22 protein-coding genes are annotated in these 20,565 nt (G+C 61.8%); 16 read left to right on the top strand and 6 right to left on the bottom strand.

Translation table 11 applies throughout. The features are described 5' to 3' along the window. Positions 1-168 precede the first annotated feature (168 nt). The 7 genes from ACZ5YV_RS06155 (at position 169) to prsR (ending at position 7,275) form a co-directional block, all read left to right on the top strand. Entirely contained in the window at positions 169-963 is a 795-nt protein-coding gene (locus ACZ5YV_RS06155; protein ID WP_464789023.1) for a response regulator, read from the top strand. A 95-nt stretch (positions 964-1,058) separates the two neighbouring features. Further along, entirely contained in the window at positions 1,059-1,199 is a 141-nt protein-coding gene (locus ACZ5YV_RS06150) for a hypothetical protein (protein ID WP_196226406.1), read from the top strand. Positions 1,200-1,306: 107 nt separating this feature from the next. Beyond that, positions 1,307-1,975, top strand: a complete 669-nt coding sequence (locus tag ACZ5YV_RS06145) for a sigma-70 family RNA polymerase sigma factor (RefSeq protein WP_464789022.1) — start codon at positions 1,307-1,309, stop codon at positions 1,973-1,975. Positions 1,976-2,026: 51 nt separating this feature from the next. Beyond that, entirely contained in the window at positions 2,027-2,296 is a 270-nt protein-coding gene (locus ACZ5YV_RS06140; RefSeq protein ID WP_464789021.1) for a hypothetical protein, read from the top strand. Positions 2,297-2,473: 177 nt separating this feature from the next. Continuing rightward, complete coding sequence (locus ACZ5YV_RS06135) at positions 2,474-3,862, top strand: TIGR03013 family XrtA/PEP-CTERM system glycosyltransferase (protein WP_464789020.1); 1,389 nt, start codon at positions 2,474-2,476, stop codon at positions 3,860-3,862. 9 nt (positions 3,863-3,871) lie between these two features. After that, complete coding sequence (gene prsK / locus ACZ5YV_RS06130; protein ID WP_464789019.1) at positions 3,872-5,944, top strand: XrtA/PEP-CTERM system histidine kinase PrsK; 2,073 nt, start codon at positions 3,872-3,874, stop codon at positions 5,942-5,944. Continuing rightward, positions 5,944-7,275, top strand: coding sequence for a PEP-CTERM-box response regulator transcription factor (prsR, locus tag ACZ5YV_RS06125; RefSeq protein ID WP_464789018.1), 1,332 nt, complete (start codon positions 5,944-5,946; stop codon positions 7,273-7,275). Before prsK ends, prsR begins: the two co-directional genes overlap by 1 nt. Positions 7,276-7,279: 4 nt before the next feature. Here the strand turns inward: prsR and ACZ5YV_RS06120 are convergent, their stop codons facing one another. Together ACZ5YV_RS06120 and ACZ5YV_RS06115 are read right to left on the bottom strand one after the other, a co-directional pair. Beyond that, positions 7,280-7,624 carry a GntR family transcriptional regulator gene (locus ACZ5YV_RS06120; protein WP_464789017.1) on the bottom strand — a complete coding sequence of 115 codons (345 nt, stop codon included), beginning with the start codon at positions 7,622-7,624 and terminating at the stop codon, positions 7,280-7,282. A 71-nt stretch (positions 7,625-7,695) separates the two neighbouring features. Continuing rightward, the gene (locus tag ACZ5YV_RS06115) at positions 7,696-8,274 is read right to left on the bottom strand and encodes a nitroreductase family protein (RefSeq protein ID WP_464789016.1); all 579 of its coding nucleotides are present in this window, start codon (positions 8,272-8,274) and stop codon (positions 7,696-7,698) included. A 108-nt stretch (positions 8,275-8,382) separates the two neighbouring features. On the opposite strand from ACZ5YV_RS06115, the gene ACZ5YV_RS06110 reads away from it, so the two are divergent. Beyond that, positions 8,383-9,963 (top strand): peptide MFS transporter, encoded by a 1,581-nt coding sequence (locus tag ACZ5YV_RS06110; protein ID WP_464789015.1) that lies wholly within the window; start codon positions 8,383-8,385, stop codon positions 9,961-9,963. Positions 9,964-9,967: 4 nt separating this feature from the next. Here ACZ5YV_RS06110 and ACZ5YV_RS06105 read toward each other — a convergent pair whose 3' ends face one another. Next, on the bottom strand, positions 9,968-10,438 hold the full coding sequence (locus ACZ5YV_RS06105; protein WP_464789014.1) for an SH3 domain-containing protein: 471 nt from the start codon (positions 10,436-10,438) through the stop codon (positions 9,968-9,970). A gap of 125 nt (positions 10,439-10,563) precedes the next feature. On the opposite strand from ACZ5YV_RS06105, the gene ACZ5YV_RS06100 reads away from it, so the two are divergent. Further along, positions 10,564-11,562, top strand: a complete 999-nt coding sequence (locus ACZ5YV_RS06100; protein WP_464789013.1) for a 2-hydroxyacid dehydrogenase — start codon at positions 10,564-10,566, stop codon at positions 11,560-11,562. A 20-nt stretch (positions 11,563-11,582) separates the two neighbouring features. On the opposite strand, the gene copC is transcribed toward ACZ5YV_RS06100, so the two are convergent. Next, entirely contained in the window at positions 11,583-11,990 is a 408-nt protein-coding gene (gene copC / locus ACZ5YV_RS06095) for a copper homeostasis periplasmic binding protein CopC (protein WP_464789012.1), read from the bottom strand. A gap of 101 nt (positions 11,991-12,091) precedes the next feature. On the opposite strand from copC, the gene ACZ5YV_RS06090 reads away from it, so the two are divergent. From ACZ5YV_RS06090 to ACZ5YV_RS06075, 4 genes are all read left to right on the top strand, one after another. Next, positions 12,092-13,825, top strand: coding sequence for a copper resistance system multicopper oxidase (locus tag ACZ5YV_RS06090; protein WP_464789011.1), 1,734 nt, complete (start codon positions 12,092-12,094; stop codon positions 13,823-13,825). Beyond that, positions 13,822-14,742 carry a copper resistance protein B gene (locus ACZ5YV_RS06085; protein WP_464789010.1) on the top strand — a complete coding sequence of 307 codons (921 nt, stop codon included), beginning with the start codon at positions 13,822-13,824 and terminating at the stop codon, positions 14,740-14,742. Before ACZ5YV_RS06090 ends, ACZ5YV_RS06085 begins: the two co-directional genes overlap by 4 nt. A 107-nt stretch (positions 14,743-14,849) precedes the next feature. Next, the gene (locus ACZ5YV_RS06080) at positions 14,850-15,035 is read left to right on the top strand and encodes a DUF1328 domain-containing protein (RefSeq protein ID WP_464789009.1); all 186 of its coding nucleotides are present in this window, start codon (positions 14,850-14,852) and stop codon (positions 15,033-15,035) included. A 4-nt stretch (positions 15,036-15,039) separates the two neighbouring features. Then, on the top strand, positions 15,040-15,243 hold the full coding sequence (locus ACZ5YV_RS06075) for a DUF5818 domain-containing protein (RefSeq protein WP_464789008.1): 204 nt from the start codon (positions 15,040-15,042) through the stop codon (positions 15,241-15,243). 26 nt (positions 15,244-15,269) lie between these two features. Here ACZ5YV_RS06075 and ACZ5YV_RS06070 read toward each other — a convergent pair whose 3' ends face one another. Beyond that, positions 15,270-15,563: a hypothetical protein gene (locus ACZ5YV_RS06070; protein WP_464789007.1), complete on the bottom strand. Its 294-nt coding sequence runs from the start codon at positions 15,561-15,563 to the stop codon at positions 15,270-15,272. Positions 15,564-15,932: 369 nt separating this feature from the next. Here ACZ5YV_RS06070 and acnA point away from each other — a divergent pair, with 369 nt between their 5' ends. The 3 genes from acnA (at position 15,933) to ACZ5YV_RS06055 (ending at position 19,766) form a co-directional block, all read left to right on the top strand. Beyond that, positions 15,933-18,602, top strand: a complete 2,670-nt coding sequence (acnA, locus tag ACZ5YV_RS06065; RefSeq protein WP_464789006.1) for an aconitate hydratase AcnA — start codon at positions 15,933-15,935, stop codon at positions 18,600-18,602. Between the two features lie 132 nt (positions 18,603-18,734). Further along, positions 18,735-18,992 (top strand): CBU_0592 family membrane protein, encoded by a 258-nt coding sequence (locus tag ACZ5YV_RS06060; protein WP_464789005.1) that lies wholly within the window; start codon positions 18,735-18,737, stop codon positions 18,990-18,992. Positions 18,993-19,064: 72 nt separating this feature from the next. Further along, entirely contained in the window at positions 19,065-19,766 is a 702-nt protein-coding gene (locus ACZ5YV_RS06055) for a glutamine amidotransferase (RefSeq protein WP_464789004.1), read from the top strand. A gap of 24 nt (positions 19,767-19,790) precedes the next feature. Here the strand turns inward: ACZ5YV_RS06055 and ACZ5YV_RS06050 are convergent, their stop codons facing one another. Then, on the bottom strand, positions 19,791-20,447 hold the full coding sequence (locus tag ACZ5YV_RS06050) for a glutathione S-transferase (RefSeq protein ID WP_464789003.1): 657 nt from the start codon (positions 20,445-20,447) through the stop codon (positions 19,791-19,793). Positions 20,448-20,565 lie beyond the last annotated feature (118 nt).

Raw genomic sequence — 20,565 nt, 5'->3', positions numbered from 1 at the left:
GAAACAAATCTTTTCGTCGTTGGTTCCCCACTTCGAAGCATTTTTTGTGGCCTTGTAAAAGGCGACCGAGAGGGGCGGGGGCTTGCCACATCGGCATCGGCAATCCATCCTTTCGCGCAGCGAGTGTTTAGTAGCAATGCGCCCTATGGGCTGGGAGAAGATTTACAGATGTCGCTTGGACAGCAACTGCACCCCCATCTTCCTTTCTTGCGCCGCTATGCCCGCGCCCTGACGGGCAGCCAGGGTCATGGTGACGCTTATGTGCGTGCGACGCTGGAAGCGATCGTCGCGGCGCCCGAAGAGTTTCCGGCCGATGTCGATCCACGGCTTGGCCTTTACCGGACTTTCCACGCGATCTGGTCATCCTCTCATCTGGAAGATGGCCCCGTCCTGACGGGCAATGATGGGCAGGAAGCGGTCGCGCAGGCACGGCTCGCGCGGTTGACGCCGCTTCCTCGGCAGGCGCTGCTGTTGACGGCGCTGGAAGGTTTCACGGTCGATGACGTCGCCTATCTGATCGGTCTGGACCCGGCCGACGTCGAGGCCCTGGTGGAAGAAGCGCTTGGCGAGATTGAGGCACAGACCCGCGCCAAGGTCCTGATCATCGAGGACGAGCCGATCATCGCCATGGACATCGAAACGATCGTCCGCGACCTTGGTCATGAAGTGACGGCGATTGCCGTGACCCGCGAAGATGCGGTGCGTGAAGCGATGGCCGAGCGGCCGGGGCTGGTGCTGGCCGACATTCAGCTGGCCGACGATTCCAGCGGCATCGACGCGGTGAAGGATATTCTGGCGGAGTTCTCCGTGCCGGTCATTTTCATCACCGCTTTCCCGGAGCGTCTGCTGACGGGCGAACGCCCAGAACCGACGTTCCTGATTACCAAGCCGTTCCAGCGTTCGACGGTCAAAGCGGCCATTTCGCAAGCCCTTTTCTTTGACGAGGCCACCGCTCCGGCATGATTGGGCAAAGCCGACGTGCCATAAAAGACTGAATGAGTGGCGGAACCCGGCTCATTCCCCCGCGTTATTCATGCGTAACGATCGGGAGGTGAATTATGGCGGAAGAGGAAAAGCACGTTGCTGCCGAAGACGCCAGGTCAGGATCGACGCCACACATAGTCCGTTACATTCTCGGCATTTCGCTGCCTCTGGTAATTATTGGCATGCTGATCGTGCTGTGGAGCTATTACGGGTAAACAACATTGGTTCCGTGGAACAATGGGTATAGGATGCGGACGCACATATGGCTTTGACGGCTTCGGTTCATGAGGCGAGGGCGACAGCCAGTAAGAGGGTTGTTCCCATGAGCGAAGGGCTTGGCCAGGAGGCGGAGCACCAGGAAGAAGAGCGGCAGTCGCTCTCGGATTCGGATTTCAAACGTGAACTGGCTGCGGTAATCCCGCACCTGCGCGCATTTGGCCGATCCCTTTCGGGTAACCGCGATGTCGCCGATGACCTAGTTCAGGAAACGCTTTTGAAGGCATGGGCGGCGCGTGCCCGTTTCCAGGCGGGCACCAACATGCGCGCCTGGACGTTCATCATTTTGCGCAACCATTATCTGTCGCAGATGCGGCGCTCGCGCTTTCGTGGTGATTGGGATGACCTGACGGCTGACCGCTTGCTGGCGGCGCCTGCTGGTCAGGACAAGCATGTCGAGTTGTCCGACATGCAGCGTGCCCTGTTGCAATTGCCTCAGCCGCAGCGCGAGGCGCTCATCCTCGTCGGCGCGGGCGGCTTTGCCTATGAAGAAGCCGCCGAAATCTGCGGCGTCGCGGTTGGAACGATCAAGAGCCGGGTGGCGCGTGGACGCGCCGCGCTGGAACAGATTCTCGAAAGCGGCGATTTGCCGTCGCGGCGGACGCAGGAGACCAGAGACACGGCCGTGCTGGACGAGATCATGGACGACGTCGATCGCCTCAGCCGGGGGCGTGAAATGAGGCAGAGTCCCGACCTGGATGCCGATGACGTATAAGGCCGGTTCCTGCCGACCTTCCCGAAGGGGAAGGGGCATGGGAGAAGGACTATGGTTGAGGGTGGAAGGAGAGACCCTCCTCTGGACCGCGAACAGCGGGACCAGATGATCGAGGCGAAGCGGTCTCGCGGTAGCACCGTGATTTTCGCGATCGTTGCGATGGCTCTGATCCTGGCTATCGGCTTCTTCTACCTGACAAAGGAACGCGAAAGTCGAGTGGGCGACACGCTGATCGAGGCGGCCGATTCACCTGACAGCGCAGCGCATGTCGTTGGCGATGCTGCTCAAAATGAGGCGGAACGGCTGAACAGCCGAAATTAACCTTCTGACAGACGCGCTGGTAACGGAACAGGCGGCGGCGCAGGCCATCTTCAGAAAATCTTTGGGAATTTCCTCCACAGTCGGCGCATTGTCGGATTTCCTTACAGTCATTGTAAGCGATTCCGATGCCAACAAGGCTGCCTTTGCCAACGGCAGCGCCGGGAATGCGCGCGACTGATGATCAGGCTGTTCAAACATTATGTGCCGTATGCCGTGTTGTTGCTGGGGCTGCTTGATCTGCTGCTGCTGCTAGGCGCGGCCGAGGCCGGATGGATATTGAGGGCTCGGCAGATTGGCATGGATGTCGATCAGATCACGACGCGCGCCGCGCCGCTGATCAGCTTTGCGCTGTCGATCCAGACCGCCATGATCGCGGTGGGCGTCTATGGCACCGAAGCGCTTCAGTCGATCCGTTTCGCCTTCGCGCGGCTGCTCGTGGCCATTTCGCTGGGCGTCATATTCCTGTCGGTCATGCATTTCGTGCTGCCCGACCTGACGCTTTGGCGGTCCAATTCTCTTTATGCCATGGCGCTTGCTATCACTCTGCTGCTGGCGGTGCGTTTGCTGCTGGGGTCGATGCTCGGCGGTGAGGCGTTCAAGCGGCGGCTTGTGGTTCTGGGCGCGGGCAATCGCGCCAACCGCATTCGCGAACTGGAGCAGCGCAAGGGGGCGGGATTCCTGATCGTCGGCTATATCGCGATGAATGACGGGACGCAGGTGATCCCCGAAGCGATCAACCGCAGCGCCATCTATAATCTGGCGGATTTCGTGGTGCGGCTGGCCGCCAGCGAGGTCGTCCTGGCATTGGAAGAACGGCGCAACGCGCTCCCCCTGTCCGATCTCCTGCGCATCAAAACGACCGGCGTTCATGTGAACGAGATATCGACCTTCCTCGAGCGTGAGACGGGCCGGGTTGACCTTGACAGCGTAAATCCCAGCTGGCTGATCTTTTCGGACGGTTTCTCCGCCGGCCGCCGCCTGTCCAGCATCGCCAAGCGGCTCTTCGATGTTATCGCTAGCTCCATCCTTCTGCTGCTGACCGGCCCGATCATCCTGATCGCGGCGATCCTGGTGAAGCTCGACAGTAAGGGACCAGCTTTCTACCGCCAGCAGCGCGTCGGCCTGTTCGGCGAGGAATTCTGGATCGTGAAGCTGCGCACCATGCGGCAGGATGCCGAGGTCAGCGGGCAGGCGGTCTGGGCGGAAAAGGACGATCCGCGCATCACCCGGCTCGGCTACTGGCTCCGCAAGCTGCGCATCGATGAACTGCCGCAGACATGGACCGTGTTGAAGGGCGAGATGAGCTTTGTCGGCCCCCGCCCGGAGCGGCGCCAGTTCGTCGAGGATCTGGAGCAGCATCTGCGCTATTATGCTGAGCGCCACATGGTGAAGCCGGGCATCACCGGCTGGGCGCAGATCAACTATCCCTATGGCGCGTCGATCGAGGACAGCCGGAACAAGCTGGAATATGATCTCTACTACGCCAAAAATTATACGCCCTTCCTCGACCTGCTGATCCTGATCCAGACCCTGCGCGTCATCCTGTGGCCGGAAGGGGCGCGCTGAGGCGCGGTGATGGGCGCGCTGCTGCAATTTGTCGGAGATTGGGGCCATGCGCTGGCCGCCGTGCTGTTCGCGGCGGTTGGGATATTCGGCCTGCGCCGCCGGGAACAAGCGGCAGACCAGCGGATGCTGGCCGTCGCGCTGCTGCTGACATCCTGCTGGTCGCTCTATGTCTCTTTCGGCGGGGTCGGCGAGCCGCTGACGGGCATTGGCGAGAATATCCGTAACGCCGCGTGGCTGCTGTTGCTGTTCATGATGCTGCGCCGGGACGCGGCTGCGCGGGCAGGATCGATGGTGGCGATCGGATCGGTCTACGCGGCTGTCGCGGGGCTCATCCTGCTCCAGACCTTCACCGACCTCATCTGGCGGCAACTGCCCAGCGCCAGCGACCTGCATCGCACATTGATGCAGGTGTCACTCAGCCTGCACATGATGACGGCGGTCGGCGGGTTGATGCTGGTCCACCATCTCTACATCAGCTGGCCTCCGCAGCAGCGGGGACGAGTGGCGTTGCTGCTGGGCGCGCTGGCGGCGATGTGGACCTATGACTTCAATCTCTATGTGATCGGCTATTTCGCGGTCGAGCGGGCGTATGCGTTATATGCGCTTCGTGGCCCGCTGATGGCGCTGCTCGCTCCCGTCATTGCGGTGGGCATGCGGCGGGATATGGCGGCGCAAGTCCAACTGTCGCGATTGCTGACCTTTCGCGCGCTGTCGCTCGTTTCGATCGCGCTCTACGTGATCCTCATCGCGGCGGCTGCGCTGGCGATCGAGCTGTTTGCTGGCCCCTATGCCCGGATAATTCAGATCGGCTGCGTATTCTTCATGGCCGTCAGCGCGCTGGTGCTGCTGCCGTCGCCCCGGATACGGGCGCTCTGGAAGGTCCAGGTCGCCAAGCATTTCTTCCAGCATCGCTATGACTATCGCACCGAGTGGATGCGTTTTGGCGAGACTATCGGCAGACCGGGCAAGGATGCACCGCCGCTGGGCGAACGGGTGGCGAAGGCGGTGGCCGACATTACCGATTCGCCCGCCGCCATATTGATGCTGCGCGCGGAGGACGGCTCCCTCGCGCTGGAGACCCATTGGAACTGGGATAGTGATCTCGCCCATGATGCGACGGTGCCTGCGCCTTTCGCCCTCCTGGTCGAGCGGAGTGGCTGGATCATCGACATCGACCAGGATTTCGCGCGGCGCGAGAGTCGGGAAGCGCCCGGATGGATGCGTGCGGACGCCCGTGCCTGGGCGTTGGTCCCGCTGATCCATTTCGGCAAACTGATCGGCGCCATATTGCTGGCGCGGCCTGCGATGGACCGGCGGCTCGATTGGGAAGATCTCGACATGCTGCGCACGGCGGGCCGTCAGGCGGCGAGCTATCTGAGCGAAGCGCAGGGGCAGCAGGCGCTGGACGATGCCCAGCGCTTCGACGAATTCAATCGCCGCTTCGCCTTCATCATCCATGACGTCAAAAATCTGGTGAGCCAGCTGTCCTTGCTCGCCCGAAATGCGGAGCGACATGCCGATAATCCCGATTTCCGGGCGGACATGGTGCTGACGCTCAAGGAATCGGTGGGCAAGATGAACGATCTGCTGGCGCGCCTTTCCCAGCATAACAAGGCGCGCACTGCCGAGCGCCAGCCGGTTTCTCTGCAAGAAATCGCGGAGAAGGTCGCCAAGAGCCGATCGCGCCAGCATGAGGTTCGCCTGACAGGCGACGCTCCGCTCGCCTTGGCTGATCCGGCAAGGGTCGAGCAGATCATCGTTCACCTGTTGCAGAATGCGATCGACGCATGTGCGGCGGGCGAACCGGTCGAAATCCGGTTGGGAGGGGATGGCCGCTATTCGACGATTGAAGTGATCGATCAGGGCTGCGGCATGACCGCCGAATATGTGCGCCGTGATCTGTTCAAACCCTTTTCCTCCAGCAAGGCCGGGGGCTTTGGCATCGGCGCTTTTGAAGCACGGGCGCTGGCGCACGGGATGGATGGGAGCATCGAGGTGGAAAGCAAGCCGGGGCAGGGAAGCCGCTTTACGTTGCGGCTGCCTGTCGCGCCGCTGCAAGGTACAGAGGGGATGGCCGCCTGATGAGCGACACGCGACCCAAATTGTTGATCGTGGAGGATGACCCCGGCCTGCAACGGCAGTTGCGTTGGGCTTATGAGGATTATCAGCTGTTCATCGCGGGCGACCGGGAGGAAGCGATCGAGATGTTGCGGGCGGAGGCGCCCGATGTCGTAACGCTGGACCTTGGTCTGCCGCCTGATCCGGACGGCACTAGCGAGGGTTTCGCGACGCTTGGCGAAATGCTCCAGATCAAGCCCGATACGAAGATCATCGTCGCCTCGGGCCATGGCGCGCGCGAAAGTGCCCTCAACGCCATTTCCGGCGGCGCCTATGATTTTTACCAGAAGCCGGTCGATATTGACGAGTTGGGACTGATCGTCCGCCGGGCCTTCCACGTCCACGCGCTCGAGAAGGAAAATGCCCGGCTGGCCGACGTCGCGCCTGAGGAAGGGCGCGTGCTGGGCCGGTTAATCACGGCCGCGCCAGAAATGCTGAAGGTCGCCCGCACCATCGAGCGGGTCGCCGCGGCGCAGGTTTCGGTCCTGCTTACCGGCGCGAGCGGAACGGGGAAGGAATTGCTGGCGCAGGGGCTGCATGATGCGAGCCCGCGCCGGAATAACGCCTTCGTTGCCGTAAATTGCGCCGCGATCCCGGAGGTGTTGCTGGAAGCCGAGCTGTTCGGCCAGGGCGGCGCGGCGGGCAAGATCGAACGCGCGCAGGGCGGCACGTTGTTTCTGGACGAAGTTGGCGAACTGCCGCTGGCTTTGCAGATGAAGCTGCTGCGTTTCCTGCAGGATCGGCTGGTCGCCAGCGGGCAAGAGACGGTCGAGGTGGACACGCGGATCCTGTGCGCGACGCATCAGGACCTGGAGGAGATGATCCGCGCGGGCGATTTCCGCGAGGACCTATATTATCGCCTCGCCGAGATTGTCGTGCGGATACCCCCCTTGAAGGATCGGCCCGGAGACCCGGCGTTGCTCGCGCGGCATTTCCTTAATCGCTTCGCCAAGGAAATGAATCCGCAGGTCAAGGGGCTGGCCCCCGACGCCCTTGCCGCGCTGGATGCATGGACGTGGCCGGGCAATGTGCGCGAACTGGAAAATCGCATGAAACGCGCGGTGATCATGGCAGATGGCAAGCATGTCACGGCCGCCGATCTGGACCTGGATGGTGACCGGGCGGAGGGCAGCGACTTTGTGAATTTGAAGGCCGCGCGGGAAATGGCGGACAGGCGCGTCATCCGGCGAGCGATCGCGCGGACGGATGGGAACATCTCAGGCGCGGCGAAGATGCTGGGGATCAGTCGTCCAACTTTGTACGACTTGCTCAAACAATATCAGATACAGGGTTGAGTCATCAGGCTAGTTCAAGCCCGAGGTCTTCAGCCGAAATGCCCAGCCGCTTGATCTGATCGGCGACCGGCGGCCACAATTCGTCCAGAAACCGCCGCCGTTCCGCTTCGCGCAGGCGGCGTGTCGCGCCTTCGGCCACGAACATGCCGACGCCGCGCCTGACCACTATCAGGCTGTCATCCTGAAAACATTGATAGGCCTTTGCAACCGTCAGCGGATTGGCGCCTTGTTGAACGGCGAGGGCACGGACGGAAGGGAGGATGTCGCCATCGCGATAGCTGCCGTCGAGTATCGAGGCAGTAATGATGTCGCGAAGCCGCAGATAAACGGGTTTTGACTCATCGGCCATGAGTGCATCAGTGCCATAATACAGCGATGCAGGCAATGCGATGAGCCGTGTCCGCCGCCGCAATCGCCTATCTATCTGTCCCAAATGGAAACTATTTTGTCATATTCTGGCCGAGGCCGTTCTTCCTGCGGCCGTCCCGGCGTGCCGATGAATATGAACCCGGCAAGGCGTTCCTCGCCCTGTGCAAATGCCTTGCGGACATCTTCGTTATAGGCCGGCCATCCGGTCAGCCACCCCGCCGCAAAGCCCAGCGCATGGCTGGCGTGCAGCAGGTTCATGATCGCCGCGCCCGAGGACAGTTGCTGTTCCCAGACCGGAATCTTGCTCCCGGCGACAGGGTCGGTAAGTGCAACGACGAGCGTGGGTGCCTGATGAGCGAACTGGCGCATCGCCTCCAGTTCCAGCCGCCCTGCATCCGGCTTCTCGCGTCGATAGGCGTCTTCCAACAGGGTGGCGAGGCTCTCGCGCTTGTCATGCGGAACGATGACGAACCGCCAGGGCGCCAGCTTGCCATGGTCGGGCGTGCGCAGCGCGATCTCCAATATCTCGCGCAACTGTCCGGCATCGGGGCCAGGCGCGATAAGGTCGCGCGGTTTGCCGGAACGGCGGGTGCGCAGGAGCGAGAGCGGGGTGGTTGCGTCGTTGAACATGGCGCCCCAAATGGCGCGGCTCCACGCAGGGCGCAAGTGCGGCCTGCTTTGACAGGGGCGGGATTTCCGATCTAGGCTTCGTATCACCTTGGTCCGGACGGGAAACGGATGGCGACCGCATCACCTATGACGCCCGCTTCAGGCAGGACATGGCTTGGCCACCCGCGCGGGCTGTTCCTGCTTTTCTTCGTCGAAATGTGGGAGCGCTTTTCCTTCTACGGCATGCGTGCTCTGCTGATCTTTTACCTGACGCAGCATTTCCTGTTTTCGGATCGCGACGCTGCCCATTCTTACGGTGCCTACATGTCGCTGATCTATATCTCACCCCTGATGGGCGGTTATCTGGCCGACCGTTATCTGGGGCAGCGCAAGGCGGTGCTATTTGGCGGCATCGTCATCGCCGCCGGGCACATCATCCTGGGTATGGAGGCGGATGGAGCGGCGAACAGCATGGGGCTCGGCCTCTTCTGGCTGGGCCTTGCGACGGTCATCGTCGGCACCGGATTTCTGAAGGCCAGCGTGTCGGCAATGGTGGGTCAGTTGTACCCGCGCGACGATATGCGGCGCGATCCCGCCTATACGATCTTCTACATGGGCATCAATGTCGGCGCCACGATCGGGCCGGTGATCTGCGGCTATCTGGGCCAGCGCTGGGGCTGGCATTGGGGCTTCGGCGCCGCATCCGTCGGGATGATCGCGGGCGTCATCGGCTTTGTGCTGTGCAAACCGCTGTTGCAGGGCAGGGGCGAGCCGCCCGATCCGGCGCGGCTGGTGGAGCGAGTTGGCGGCGTCATCAGCCGGGAATGGCTGGTCTATCTGTCCAGCCTCCTGTCCATTCTGCTTTGCTGGCTGCTGATCCAGCAGCATGCGGTCGTTGGGTGGATGCTGGCGGGCGCCAGTGTCCTGATGGTGATCTACATATTGTGGGAAGCGTTCGGCCGGATGGAGCGGATCGGGCGAGACCGCATGCTGGCGGCGCTGTTCCTGCTGGTGATCAACCCGCTATTCTGGGGCCTGTATGAGCAGACGGGTTCTTCGCTCAGCCTCTTCACCCACCGATACACGGACAGGAATATCCTTGGCTTCGAAGTGCCCGCTTCGATGTTCCAGTCGGTCAATGCGGCCTATATCCTGATCTTCGGACCTGTTATGGCCGCCTTGTGGATCGCGCTGGCGAAGAAAGGGCGGGAGCCATCGACGCCTGCCAAGTTCGGTCTGGCGCTCATATTGGTAGGCGCAGGGTTTCTGATATTAGTGGCGGGGGCTGGGGCGCCGGGGACGCTGACGCCGATCTTGTTCATCTTCCTTCTCTATCTCTGCCACACGCTAGGGGAGTTGTGCCTGTCTCCGGTCGGTCTGTCGGCCATGTCGAAGCTGGCCCCGTCGCGGATGATCGGCCTGATGATGGGGATATGGTTCCTCGCGATGGCGCTTGGCGAATATGTCGCCGGGATGATCGCGGCTGCCACCGGCGGCACGGAGGGCGCGGCATCGCGGGACGGCGTGCTGAGCGTCTATGGTGTGATCGGCTGGTGGTCGATCGGTATCGGCGTCTTCGTGATGGTCATCGCGCCGCTGGTGAAGCGGTTGATGCATGCCGATCAGCTAGGCGGCCAAGAGGGCGCGGCGGCTGAGGCGCGGCGGGATAGCTTCGCCATAGTCGATCGTGCAAGCGACGAACCAGCCTAAACCGTCAGGAGGTCGCGCCCCAAATGTCGGTGGCGCGAATGAAGCCGCGCTGACCGCCGACGTCGAAACCGCACCAGCCATCATTGCAGGAGGACAACCGACCGACCACGCCCTTTTCCGCGCGGAAAACGGTGCGTGCACCTTCGCGCGCGGAATCCCGCATGGGCGCGACCGATGCGGTGACGATCGCGGTCGGCGTGTCGCTCAGCAGCCGGACGTGCATCCAGCCCTGCGTGCCGCCCGGATCCTCAATCTTGCGCCACAGGCCCAGGACCTGCACCACCTTTACGGGCAAGTCGCGGCGGCGGTAGACCCAGCTCGATGGATAATCCAGGCTGGGTCCGACGCGCATGCGCGCTTCGTCCTGGCTGAGCGAGGCCCAGTAGGGGACGGGTTTGGATGGCGCTGCTGATGTGCCGCTGGCGAACCACAGTGCGGCGGCGGCGATCCCCGCTTGAGGCAGATACCTCTTCATCCCCGATCTTTTCCCCTTGAAGTAACAGCCCGTTATAGCGTCGGGCCGATGCGCCCGACAACCATTGTCTTGGGGCAGTGCCATAAGCGCTTGACCACCGCCATCGCCAGGAATAGCGGCTGATCATGGCCAAGAAACCGCGTCCCGCCAAGCCGCGCGTCGTCGTGACGCGCCGCCTGCCTCCCAATGTCGAGGCACGGATGGCCGAACTGTTCGACACGGTGTTCAATGTGGGCGATGTACCCATGGACCGCACGGCGTTGACCCGGGCGATGGCGCAATGCGACGTGCTCGTGCCTTCGGTCACGGATCAGATCGATGCGGCCCTCATCGATCTTGCGCCCGAACGCCTCCAACTGATCGCCAGCTTCGGCAGCGGGGTCGATCATATCGACCTCAGCGCGGCACGGCGGAAGGGCATCATCGTCACCAATACGCCCGGCGTGCTGACTGAAGACACCGCCGATATGACGATGGCGCTGATCCTGTCCGTACCCCGGAGGCTTGCCGAGGGTGAGAAGCTGGTGCGATCAGGCGCCTGGTCCGGCTGGAGCCCATCCGGCATGCTGGGCCATCGCATCGGCGGCAAGAAGCTGGGCATTATCGGCATGGGCCGGATCGGCCGGGCGGTCGCACGGCGCGCGGCGGCCTTCGGCCTGTCGATCGCCTATCATAACCGTCATCGCCTGCCCTTTGAGGTTGAGCAAGAGTTGCATGCCACGTGGCACGCAGACGTCGATATGCTGTTGAGCGAATGCGACATCGTGTCGATCAACTGTCCGCTCAATGCCGACAGCAGGGCATTGATCGACGCGCGGCGCATCGCGCTGATGCGGGCGGACGCCTATCTCATCAACACCTCGCGCGCCGAAATCACCGACGAGCCTGCGCTGATCGCGGCGCTGGCGGAGGGGCGGATCGCAGGAGCCGGGCTGGACGTCTATGCGCATGAGCCAGCCGTCGACCCGCGCCTGCTCGCGCTGTCCAACGTGGTGTTGCTGCCGCACATGGGATCGGCGACTTTCGAGGGACGGGACGCCACGGGCGCCCGCGTCATCGCCAACATCCGCAGCTGGGCCGACGGACACCGCCCGCCCAATCAGGTGCTGGAAGGTTGGGTCTAGATTGCGGGCGGTAGCGCGGACTATTTGACCGTAAAGCTGTATTTCCCTGCAATCTTGTTCTGGTCAGCGCCTGCCGCATGCCAGTTGAGGTCATAGCTGCCCACCGGCAGGGCGCGGGGGAGGGTGACCGTCATGGTCCTGCCATCGCCTTCGATCGATGTCTTGAAGCCTTTGAGGGGCATCGGCGCATGGCTGGCCATTCCCGGCATCCCTGTCATGACCAGATCGACGCCGCTCGAGGCCGGAAGCAGCTTTTCGGAGAAGGTCAGGCTGAGCTTTGCGGGCTTGCTGACGGTAGCGTTGGGCGTGGGGGTGGAGGACAGCAATTTCGGCTGTGCGCTTGCCAGGGAGGGCATGGCGGCCAACATAAGGGCGGCGGCGAACAGGGTGGGGCGCATGGTGCTCAACTCCGGTAATATTTGGGTCATGGGATATGGGCGGCTTCCCTGACCTCGCAAGGATGGGCATAAATTTTTTGCATGAGGCGTTGGAAGGTGCAGCATATCTTTCAGGAAAGGGGGCTGGGATCATGAGCGGCCTTGACCGTCGCGGCGTGATCCGGGGTTTAGGCAGCGTTCTGGCGCTGAGCCCGCTATTTCCTGCCTGGGCGCGAAGTGGCACTCCGGGACTGACGCGCACTTCCGAAGTGTTAAGCGGCGAAGCTATCGCGCTGACCATCGGCGAAGGGCATTTTTCCACGGGCGGACGCTCGGCGCATGCGGTCATGGTGAATGGCACGCTGCCCGCGCCGCTCATCCGCTTGAGGGAAGGGCAGAATGTCCGGCTTTCCGTCACTAACAAGTTGAAGGAAGATACGTCGATCCACTGGCATGGGCTGATCGTGCCTTTCCAGATGGACGGCGTGCCGGGCGTAAGCTTCCCCGGCATCCGGCCGGGCGAGACTTTCACCTACGAATTTCCGGTGCGGCAATCAGGCACCTACTGGTATCATAGCCATTCGGGCATGCAGGAGGCGATTGGCCATTACGGCCCGATCGTCATCGATCCAGTTGGCGCCGACCCGGTGCAGGCGGATCGCGAGTATGTGATCGTCCTGTCGGACTGGAGCCCGGTGCACCCGCATGTGCTGCTGAAGCGATTGAAGCAGATGGGCGGCTATTTCAACATGCAGAGGCAGACGCTGGCCGGGTTGTTGGCGGGTAAGGATCAGACCGCAAAAGAGCGCCTGCAATGGGGCGCGATGCGGATGGACCCGACCGATATATCGGACGTGACCGGATCGACATACAGCTTCCTCGTCAATGGGCATGGCACAGCGGAAAACTGGACCGGCCTTTTCACGCCGGGCGAGCGGGTGCGCCTGCGGATCATCAATGCATCGGCCATGACCAACTTCAATGTCCGGCTGCCGGGATTGGCGATGACCGTGGTGCAATGCGACGGCCAGCATGTGCAGCCGGTCGAAACGGATGAGTTCCAGATCGGCATCGCGGAAACCTATGATGTCGTGGTTCAGCCCGCCGAGGCCAGGCCCCATGGCCTGATCGCAGAGGCTATCGACCGGTCGGGCCTGGTCCGCGCTACACTGGCGCCGCGCATGGGCATGGCTGCGGAGGTGCCAGCGCTGCGTGAGCGTCCTCTGTTGGGCATGAAGGATATGGGAATGGACATGTCCGGCATGGACATGGGGCAAGGCGGCGTCATCGACCTCAGCCAGCCAGCCAATGAAGGCATGACCGGGCATTCCATGAAGATGCGGGACAAGTTCGTTGCGCCGCAGGTCAGCATGGGGCCGGGCGTCGCCACCCTTTCTCCCATGCCTGTGGACCGAACGGCTGATCGGCCGACGGGGCTGGAAAATGTGCCACACCGGGTGCTGACCTATGCCGACCTCAAATCATTGCATCCGCACAAGGACCGGCGGACGCCATCGCGAACACTGGACATCCATCTCACCGCGAACATGGAACGCTATATGTGGTCCTTCGACGGGGTGAAGCTATCCGACGGGGCCGCGCCCATCCCGTTCCGCCACATGGAGCGGGTGCGCGTGAACCTTATCAACGACACGATGATGCCTCATCCCATCCATCTGCATGGACATTTCTTTGAACTCGTGACGGGGGCGGACGAACATAACCCGCTCAAGCATACGGTGAACGTCCTTCCCGGCGGCAAGGTGAGTTTCGACCTGACCGCCGATGCCTTGGGCGACTGGGCATTTCACTGTCACATGCTGATGCACATGCATGCGGGTATGATGCGCGTCGTGACGGTGCGTCATGAGGATGCGGCGGCATGAGGTTCGCCCTCGCGGCGCTGGTGCTGCTTTCTCCCACGCTCTCTGCTCAGGCGCAGCAGATGGATCACAGCCACATGCGCCACGACGCCATGGAGCAGGTGCCGCAGGAGGATCATTCATCTCATTCCGCTGCCGACGCTGAAGCAAGCCATGCCGAGCCTGCTGCCGACCAGGATATTCCTCAAGGAACGCCGCCAGCACCGCCCAGCGGCCATGCCGCCGATGCCTTCTACAGCACGGACGAAATGGCGCGAGCCCGCGCCGCCATGCTCGAGGAAAGCGGCGGCATGCGCTTTTCCAAGCTGATGCTGGACCGGCTGGAATATCGCGCTGGCAAGGGTGGCGACACCTATAATTGGGAAGGCGAGGGCTGGATCGGCGGTGACATCCACCGTCTGGCTTTCAAATCGGAAGGCGAGGGCAAGGCGAGCGGCAGGCTTGAGCATGCGGAGGTGCAGGCGCTCTACAGCCGGGCGATCGATCCCTGGTTCAATCTGGAGGCAGGCGTGAGGCAGGACTTCGGCCCCGATCCCGACCGCACCTATGTCGTGGCCGGGATTGATGGGCTTGCTCCCTACTGGTTTGAGGTGAGCGGTCAGGCGTTCCTGTCGAACAAGGGCGACGGACATTTGCGGCTGGAGGCAAGCTATGACCAGCGCATCACACAGCGGCTGATCCTGCAACCGGCGGCGGAAGTGAACTTCGCCGCCCAGGACGTTCCGGAGCTTGGCATAGGATCGGGATTGTCGGACGTCGAATTGGGGCTGCGGCTGCGTTATGAACTCGCCCGCGAGTTTGCGCCTTATGTGGGCGTGAACTGGGAGCATAAGCTGGGCCAAACGGCCCGCATGACAAGGGCTAACGGGGATGGCGCATCTGTCGCCAGTTTCGTGTTGGGCGTTCGTTTCTGGTTCTGACCGCACGTTTCTGAAGCGGGGGTATAGATCGCAGCCCTGACGGTTGTGGAACCGGCTGGCGCCGTCATCGGTTCGGGCAATATCTATTTATAGCGAAGGATTACATCATGATCCGTCTTGCCATCATTTCGCTGGTGATCGCTGCGGTGCTGGCCATTCTCGGCTTTGGCGGCGCGGCTGGCACCTTTGTCGGCATTGCAAAGATTCTCTTCTTCCTGGCGATCGCGCTGTTCGTGGTTTTCCTGGTTCTGGGCCTGCTGGCTGGAAAAGGGATCAAGAACGCCATAGATTGAGTGCATGATCGAGATTGGCGCTGGAGTTGACGAAACCGGTAGGCTGACGCGAGACGAGGCCGGTTTTCTGCTCCAGCGCGATCTGGGTGGGACTTTCCGCCTAATTTTGCTGCGCGTTCCTGTAGACCATGTGGAAAAGCGCGTTCGCGTGCAGGGCTATTATGCAGGCGATGAAATCGTGGAGGTGGAGGGCGTCGCTGCCATTTGAATGAATTCGTTGGCAGCGATCACGATTCAAGCCGTCAGGGGATCGCCGGGCGGGACAGTCGTGTGAGTCTGTACGAAACGTGCGCAAGCACCAACGCCACGGTTATTTTCAAGCGGGAGTGCGGTCTCGCAATAGGCGCATTCTGCCATCAGACGGCCGACCATCCATTGGCTTCGGCCACAGCTGGGGCAGTGGTTGGCTTCCCCGACATGATAATGGATGATGTATCCCCTTAGGGCCGGGTCAAATGACTTGCCGGTCACGAGGTTGGAAACTGGGCGCATCGTCTCTTCCTCCTCAGACATATTTTTATCGGTCATCCAGCGAAGAATATCATCGATATTTCAAAACACTGCGATACAACGACTTAAGTCAGAGCGCGCGACCCGCTTTATTTCCTGGTAACCCGCTCCGTCTGCCAGAACGCGATTACACCTCAATGTATCCCGCGTGCACGGACGCCGTCTACAATAAAGATTTGCAGAACGTCCCATTTCGCGCCTTCGCATTGACTTGGCGACGGCAGTCGCTATGGCGGCGGCCATCAAGGGACATACCCGCTTCGGCCATCGGTTGGGGCGCATCCCGCCATCTTGTCGGTCATCATTCGATGTACGGGGCAGGTCCATGGCGGAATGTCGTTATCCTCCTAGCCCCTTGGCCGGGCATTGCGAGGAGACGCACGACTCATGACCGCCATCGGACAGGACACTCTCGGCACGCGCGACACTTTGAAGGTCGGCGGCAAGGACATTGCCTATTATTCACTGAAGAAGGCTGCTGCAAAGCTCGGCGACGTTTCGCGCCTGCCTTTCTCGATGAAGGTGCTGCTGGAAAACCTGCTCCGTTTCGAAGATGGGGTGACCGTCACCACCGATGACATCAAGGCGATTGTCGCGTGGCAGAATGACAAGGGCAAGGCCGAGCGTGAGATCCAGTATCGCCCCGCGCGCGTGCTGATGCAGGACTTCACCGGGGTTCCCTGCGTCGTCGACCTCGCGGCGATGCGCGACGCGATGACCGCACTGGGCGCCGACGCCAGCAAGATCAACCCGCAGGTTCCCGTCCACCTTGTCATCGACCACTCGGTCATGGTCGACGAATTCGGCACGCCCAAGGCGTTCGAGAAGAATGTGGAGATCGAATATCAGCGCAATCTGGAGCGCTATGACTTCCTGAAGTGGGGCAGCAAGAGCCTCGCCAACTTCTACGCCGTGCCGCCGGGCACCGGCATCTGCCATCAGGTGAACCTGGAAAATATCGCGCAGGCCGTCTGGTCGTCGCAGGATGAAAGCGGCGCGACCGTCGCCTATCCCGACACCTGCGTCGGCACCGACAGCCACACCACCATGATCAACGGTCTGGGCGTTCTGGGCTGGGGCGTGGGCGGCATCGAGGCTGAGGCTGCAATGCTGGGCCAGCCGGTCTCCATGCTCATCCCCGAAGTCGTCGGTTTCAAGCTGACCGGCACGCTGAAGGAAGGCGTGACCGCCACTGACCTGGTGCTGACCTGCACCGCCATGCTGCGCGCCAAGGGCGTGGTCGGCCGCTTCGTTGAATATTTCGGCCCCGGCCTTGCTTCGCTGAGCCTCGCCGATCGCGCGACCCTCGCCAACATGGCGCCGGAATATGGCGCGACCTGCGGCTTCTTCGGCATCGACGACAAGACGCTGGATTATATGCGTCTGACCGGCCGCACCGAAGAGAATATCGCGCTGGTCGAAGCCTATGCCAAGGAGCAGGGCTTCTGGATCGACCCCGCCGTCGAGCCGGTCTTCACCGACACGCTGGAACTGGACCTCGGCACCGTCGTCCCCAGCCTTGCAGGGCCGAAGCGTCCGCAGGACCGCGTCTCGCTGCCCGAAGTCGATGACGTGTTCAACGCCGACATGGCGAACGTCTACAAGAAGGCGCAGCAGCGCGTTCCGGTCGAGGGCAAGGATTTCGACATTGGCGACGGCGACGTCACCATCGCCGCGATCACCAGCTGCACCAACACGTCGAACCCCGGCGTTCTGGTCGCCGCCGGCCTTGTCGCCAAGAAGGCGAACGAGTTGGGCCTGAAGCCCAAGCCCTGGGTCAAGACCTCGCTCGCCCCCGGTTCGCAGGTCGTTACCGATTACCTTGAAAAGGCCGGCCTCCAGTCGCACCTCGACGCCGTCGGCTTCAACCTGGTCGGCTATGGCTGCACCACCTGTATCGGTAACTCCGGCCCGCTCGCTGAGCCGATCAGCAAGGCGATCAACGAAAACGGCCTGGTTGCCGCTGCGGTGATCTCGGGCAACCGCAACTTCGAAGGCCGCGTGTCGCCGGACGTTCGTGCCAACTTCCTCGCCTCGCCGCCGCTGGTTGTGGCCTATGCGCTCAAGGGCACGGTGATCGAGGACTTCATCACGACCCCGATCGGTCAGGGCAAAGACGGTCAGGACGTGTTCCTGAAGGACATCTGGCCGACCAACGACGAAGTCGCCACCACCATGGCGGGTTGCATGGATCGTCCGATGTTCCAGGCGCGCTATGCCGACGTCTACAAGGGCGATGCGCACTGGCAGGCGATCGACGTGACGGGTTCGGCCACGTACAGCTGGCAGCCCGGTTCGACCTATGTCGCCAATCCGCCCTATTTCGAAGGGCTGAGCATGACCCCGGCGCCGGTCACCGACATCGTCGAGGCCAAGCCGCTGGCGATCTTTGGCGACTCGATCACCACCGACCACATTTCCCCGGCCGGTTCGATCAAGGCGACCTCGCCCGCTGGCAAGTGGCTGAGCGAGCATCAGGTCGCGCAGGCTGATTACAACAGCTACGGCGCGCGTCGCGGCCATCACGAAGTGATGATGCGCGGCACCTTCGCCAACATTCGCATCAAGAATCTGATGCTGGACGGCGTTGAAGGCGGCATGACCCGTTATGAAGGCGAAGTCATGCCGATCTACGACGCGGCGATGAAGCATAAGGCCGACGGCACTTCGCTGGTTGTCATCGGTGGCAAGGAATATGGCACCGGATCGTCGCGCGACTGGGCGGCGAAGGGCACCAACCTGCTTGGCGTCCGCGCCGTGATCGTCGAAAGCTTCGAGCGTATCCACCGTTCGAACCTGGTCGGCATGGGCGTGCTGCCGCTCCAGTTCAAGAATGGCGAGAGCAAGGACACGTTCGGCTTCACCGGCGATGAAACCTTCACCATCCAGAATGTCGCTGGCCTGAAGCCGCGTCAGGATGTGGACGTGATCGTCAAGCGCGCCGATGGCTCGACTTTCACCTTCACCGCACTGTGCCGGATCGATACCGTCAACGAGCTGGAATATTTCATGAACGGCGGCATCCTCCAGTACGTTCTGCGTAAGCTGGCTGCCTGATCAGCCGGGATAATTGCTACAGAAGAAGGCTCTCTCCGAAAGGAGGGGGCCTTTTTTGGTCATCCCTGCGTCCCTTCCCGCACTGCGTGAAAATTGTTCACGCCTTGCCCAAGTCGCTGATAATGGGTCAGCATGACAATTTTCATCGAACTCGTCGGCTGGCTCGGCGCGCTTCTGGTTCTGGGCGCATATATCCTCGTTTCGGCTGGGCGACTGTCGGGTAGTTCAGCGGTTTTTCAGTGGATGAACGCGCTCGGCGCAGCATTCTTCGTGCTTAACACCTGGTGGCATGGCGCCATCCCTTCGATGGTGCTCAACATCGTCTGGAGCGCTATCGGCTTCACGGCCCTGTGGCGGATCTGGCGCGGCAAGACTGCGGATAGCCGATAGGAGTGTTATCGCCTCCTCAAGAAAGGCTGGGGTAGCGGGCGCGCGTTCGATCGATTAGGCATCTCATCAGCAATGAAAAAAGCACTGATCGTCCGTCATGTGCCGCGAGAGGGAGCGGCCGGTTTTCTCCAGCCGATCGAGGCGGCTGGCTATGAGATCGAGCGGATCGATGTCGCCAGCCCCGAATTCGCTCATGTGGATTTGTGTACGCCTGATCTGCTGATCATGATGGGCGGCCCTATGGGCGTTTACGAACATGATATTCATCCCTGGATTCCGGTGCAGATCGACAAGCTCGCCGCACGGCTGGAGCAGGACCTGCCAACGCTTGGCGTCTGCCTGGGCAGCCAGATGATTGCGGCTGCGCTGGGCGCGCGCGTCTATCCGGGTGAGGCGATGGAACTCGGCTTCGCACCTGTCACGCTGAACGGATCGGGCGCGGATTCGCCTTTGCGGCATATTCAGGACGTGCCCGTGCTGCACTGGCATAGTGATACGTTCGAGCTGCCGCGCGGCGTCGAACTGCTGGCCTCAACCGATGCGTACGCGCATCAGGCATTCCGCCGGGGCCGCAATCTGCTGGCGCTGCAATTCCATGCCGAGATGGGCGAGGACCCGCGCTTCGAGGATTGGTTGACGCATTTCTGGGCCGATCTGGACATCGCAAGACAGTGCGGCGTGGCCCTGCGGCGCGATCATGATGAACATGGTCCGGGTGCGGTCGCGGCAGGCCGTGCGATGATCGGCGATTGGCTGGCGAAGTTAAGCGGCTGACGGGCTGATGGGCTGGGCCGGAATTTAGAATTCGACGTCCAGTTCCTCGACCTCATCAGGCTCTTTCCGGGCATCGTCGATCCACTCGCGCATCAGCTCCCAGTTGTTGACCGTCTCGCAATAGGCGGCTGCGGGGCCTTGCAACGCCACGGCATAGGTCAGGAACCGTTGCACGACGGGCGCAAACATGGCGTCCGCCACGGTGGGGCTGTCGCCAAACAGCCAAGGGCCGCCGTAGGAGCCCAGGCATTCGGTCCAGATCGCCTCGACCCGCTCAATATCCGGCTTGGCGCCTGAAAAGATCGGGAATTTCTTGTGTCGGACTTTCAGGTTCATCGGCAGGGCCGATCGCAGGTTGGCGAAGCCGGAATGGATTTCACCCGATATCGACCGGCAATGGGCGCGTGCGATGCGATCCTTGGGGTACATGCCCACGTTGGGATATAGTTCATGCAGATATTCTGCGATCGCCAGCGTGTCCCAAACGCTCGCGCCTTCATGGGTGAGGCGCGGCACCAGCACGGAAGGTGTCAGCAGCAAGAGTTCAGCGCGGTTTTCCAGATTTTCCAACGCCACCATCTTCTCGGTGACGCGTAGTCCGGCAAGGCGGCAGAGCAGCCAGCCCCGCAGCGACCAAGAGGAATAAATCTTGCTCGATATGGTCAATTCCGCAACGGCCATGACGATCCTCCCGATGTTTATAGTTTTCCATCAAACATGATGCAGCGCAATACGCAAAAATCAGTATAACGAACGGTGGCGGCCGAATCGGCCGGGGGAACATTTTGGGGCGCCGTTC

This window comes from Sphingobium sp. TomTYG46 (assembly GCF_055396345.1).
This window is presented reverse-complemented; position numbering and strand designations above follow the sequence as displayed.

What these genes read in the sequence shown, in the direction of transcription:
- ACZ5YV_RS06155 (WP_464789023.1), top strand. Translation starts at nt 169, where the DNA reads ATGTCGCTTGGACAGCAACTGCACCCCCATCTTCCTTTCTTGCGCCGC.
- ACZ5YV_RS06150 (WP_196226406.1), top strand. Translation starts at nt 1,059, where the DNA reads ATGGCGGAAGAGGAAAAGCACGTTGCTGCCGAAGACGCCAGGTCAGGA.
- ACZ5YV_RS06145 (WP_464789022.1), top strand. Translation starts at nt 1,307, where the DNA reads ATGAGCGAAGGGCTTGGCCAGGAGGCGGAGCACCAGGAAGAAGAGCGG.
- ACZ5YV_RS06140 (WP_464789021.1), top strand. Translation starts at nt 2,027, where the DNA reads ATGGTTGAGGGTGGAAGGAGAGACCCTCCTCTGGACCGCGAACAGCGG.
- ACZ5YV_RS06135 (WP_464789020.1), top strand. Translation starts at nt 2,474, where the DNA reads ATGATCAGGCTGTTCAAACATTATGTGCCGTATGCCGTGTTGTTGCTG.
- prsK (WP_464789019.1), top strand. Translation starts at nt 3,872, where the DNA reads ATGGGCGCGCTGCTGCAATTTGTCGGAGATTGGGGCCATGCGCTGGCC.
- prsR (WP_464789018.1), top strand. Translation starts at nt 5,944, where the DNA reads ATGAGCGACACGCGACCCAAATTGTTGATCGTGGAGGATGACCCCGGC.
- ACZ5YV_RS06120 (WP_464789017.1), bottom strand. Translation starts at nt 7,624, where the DNA reads ATGGCCGATGAGTCAAAACCCGTTTATCTGCGGCTTCGCGACATCATT.
- ACZ5YV_RS06115 (WP_464789016.1), bottom strand. Translation starts at nt 8,274, where the DNA reads ATGTTCAACGACGCAACCACCCCGCTCTCGCTCCTGCGCACCCGCCGT.
- ACZ5YV_RS06110 (WP_464789015.1), top strand. Translation starts at nt 8,383, where the DNA reads ATGGCGACCGCATCACCTATGACGCCCGCTTCAGGCAGGACATGGCTT.
- ACZ5YV_RS06105 (WP_464789014.1), bottom strand. Translation starts at nt 10,438, where the DNA reads ATGAAGAGGTATCTGCCTCAAGCGGGGATCGCCGCCGCCGCACTGTGG.
- ACZ5YV_RS06100 (WP_464789013.1), top strand. Translation starts at nt 10,564, where the DNA reads ATGGCCAAGAAACCGCGTCCCGCCAAGCCGCGCGTCGTCGTGACGCGC.
- copC (WP_464789012.1), bottom strand. Translation starts at nt 11,990, where the DNA reads ATGACCCAAATATTACCGGAGTTGAGCACCATGCGCCCCACCCTGTTC.
- ACZ5YV_RS06090 (WP_464789011.1), top strand. Translation starts at nt 12,092, where the DNA reads ATGAGCGGCCTTGACCGTCGCGGCGTGATCCGGGGTTTAGGCAGCGTT.
- ACZ5YV_RS06085 (WP_464789010.1), top strand. Translation starts at nt 13,822, where the DNA reads ATGAGGTTCGCCCTCGCGGCGCTGGTGCTGCTTTCTCCCACGCTCTCT.
- ACZ5YV_RS06080 (WP_464789009.1), top strand. Translation starts at nt 14,850, where the DNA reads ATGATCCGTCTTGCCATCATTTCGCTGGTGATCGCTGCGGTGCTGGCC.
- ACZ5YV_RS06075 (WP_464789008.1), top strand. Translation starts at nt 15,040, where the DNA reads ATGATCGAGATTGGCGCTGGAGTTGACGAAACCGGTAGGCTGACGCGA.
- ACZ5YV_RS06070 (WP_464789007.1), bottom strand. Translation starts at nt 15,563, where the DNA reads ATGACCGATAAAAATATGTCTGAGGAGGAAGAGACGATGCGCCCAGTT.
- acnA (WP_464789006.1), top strand. Translation starts at nt 15,933, where the DNA reads ATGACCGCCATCGGACAGGACACTCTCGGCACGCGCGACACTTTGAAG.
- ACZ5YV_RS06060 (WP_464789005.1), top strand. Translation starts at nt 18,735, where the DNA reads ATGACAATTTTCATCGAACTCGTCGGCTGGCTCGGCGCGCTTCTGGTT.
- ACZ5YV_RS06055 (WP_464789004.1), top strand. Translation starts at nt 19,065, where the DNA reads ATGAAAAAAGCACTGATCGTCCGTCATGTGCCGCGAGAGGGAGCGGCC.
- ACZ5YV_RS06050 (WP_464789003.1), bottom strand. Translation starts at nt 20,447, where the DNA reads ATGGCCGTTGCGGAATTGACCATATCGAGCAAGATTTATTCCTCTTGG.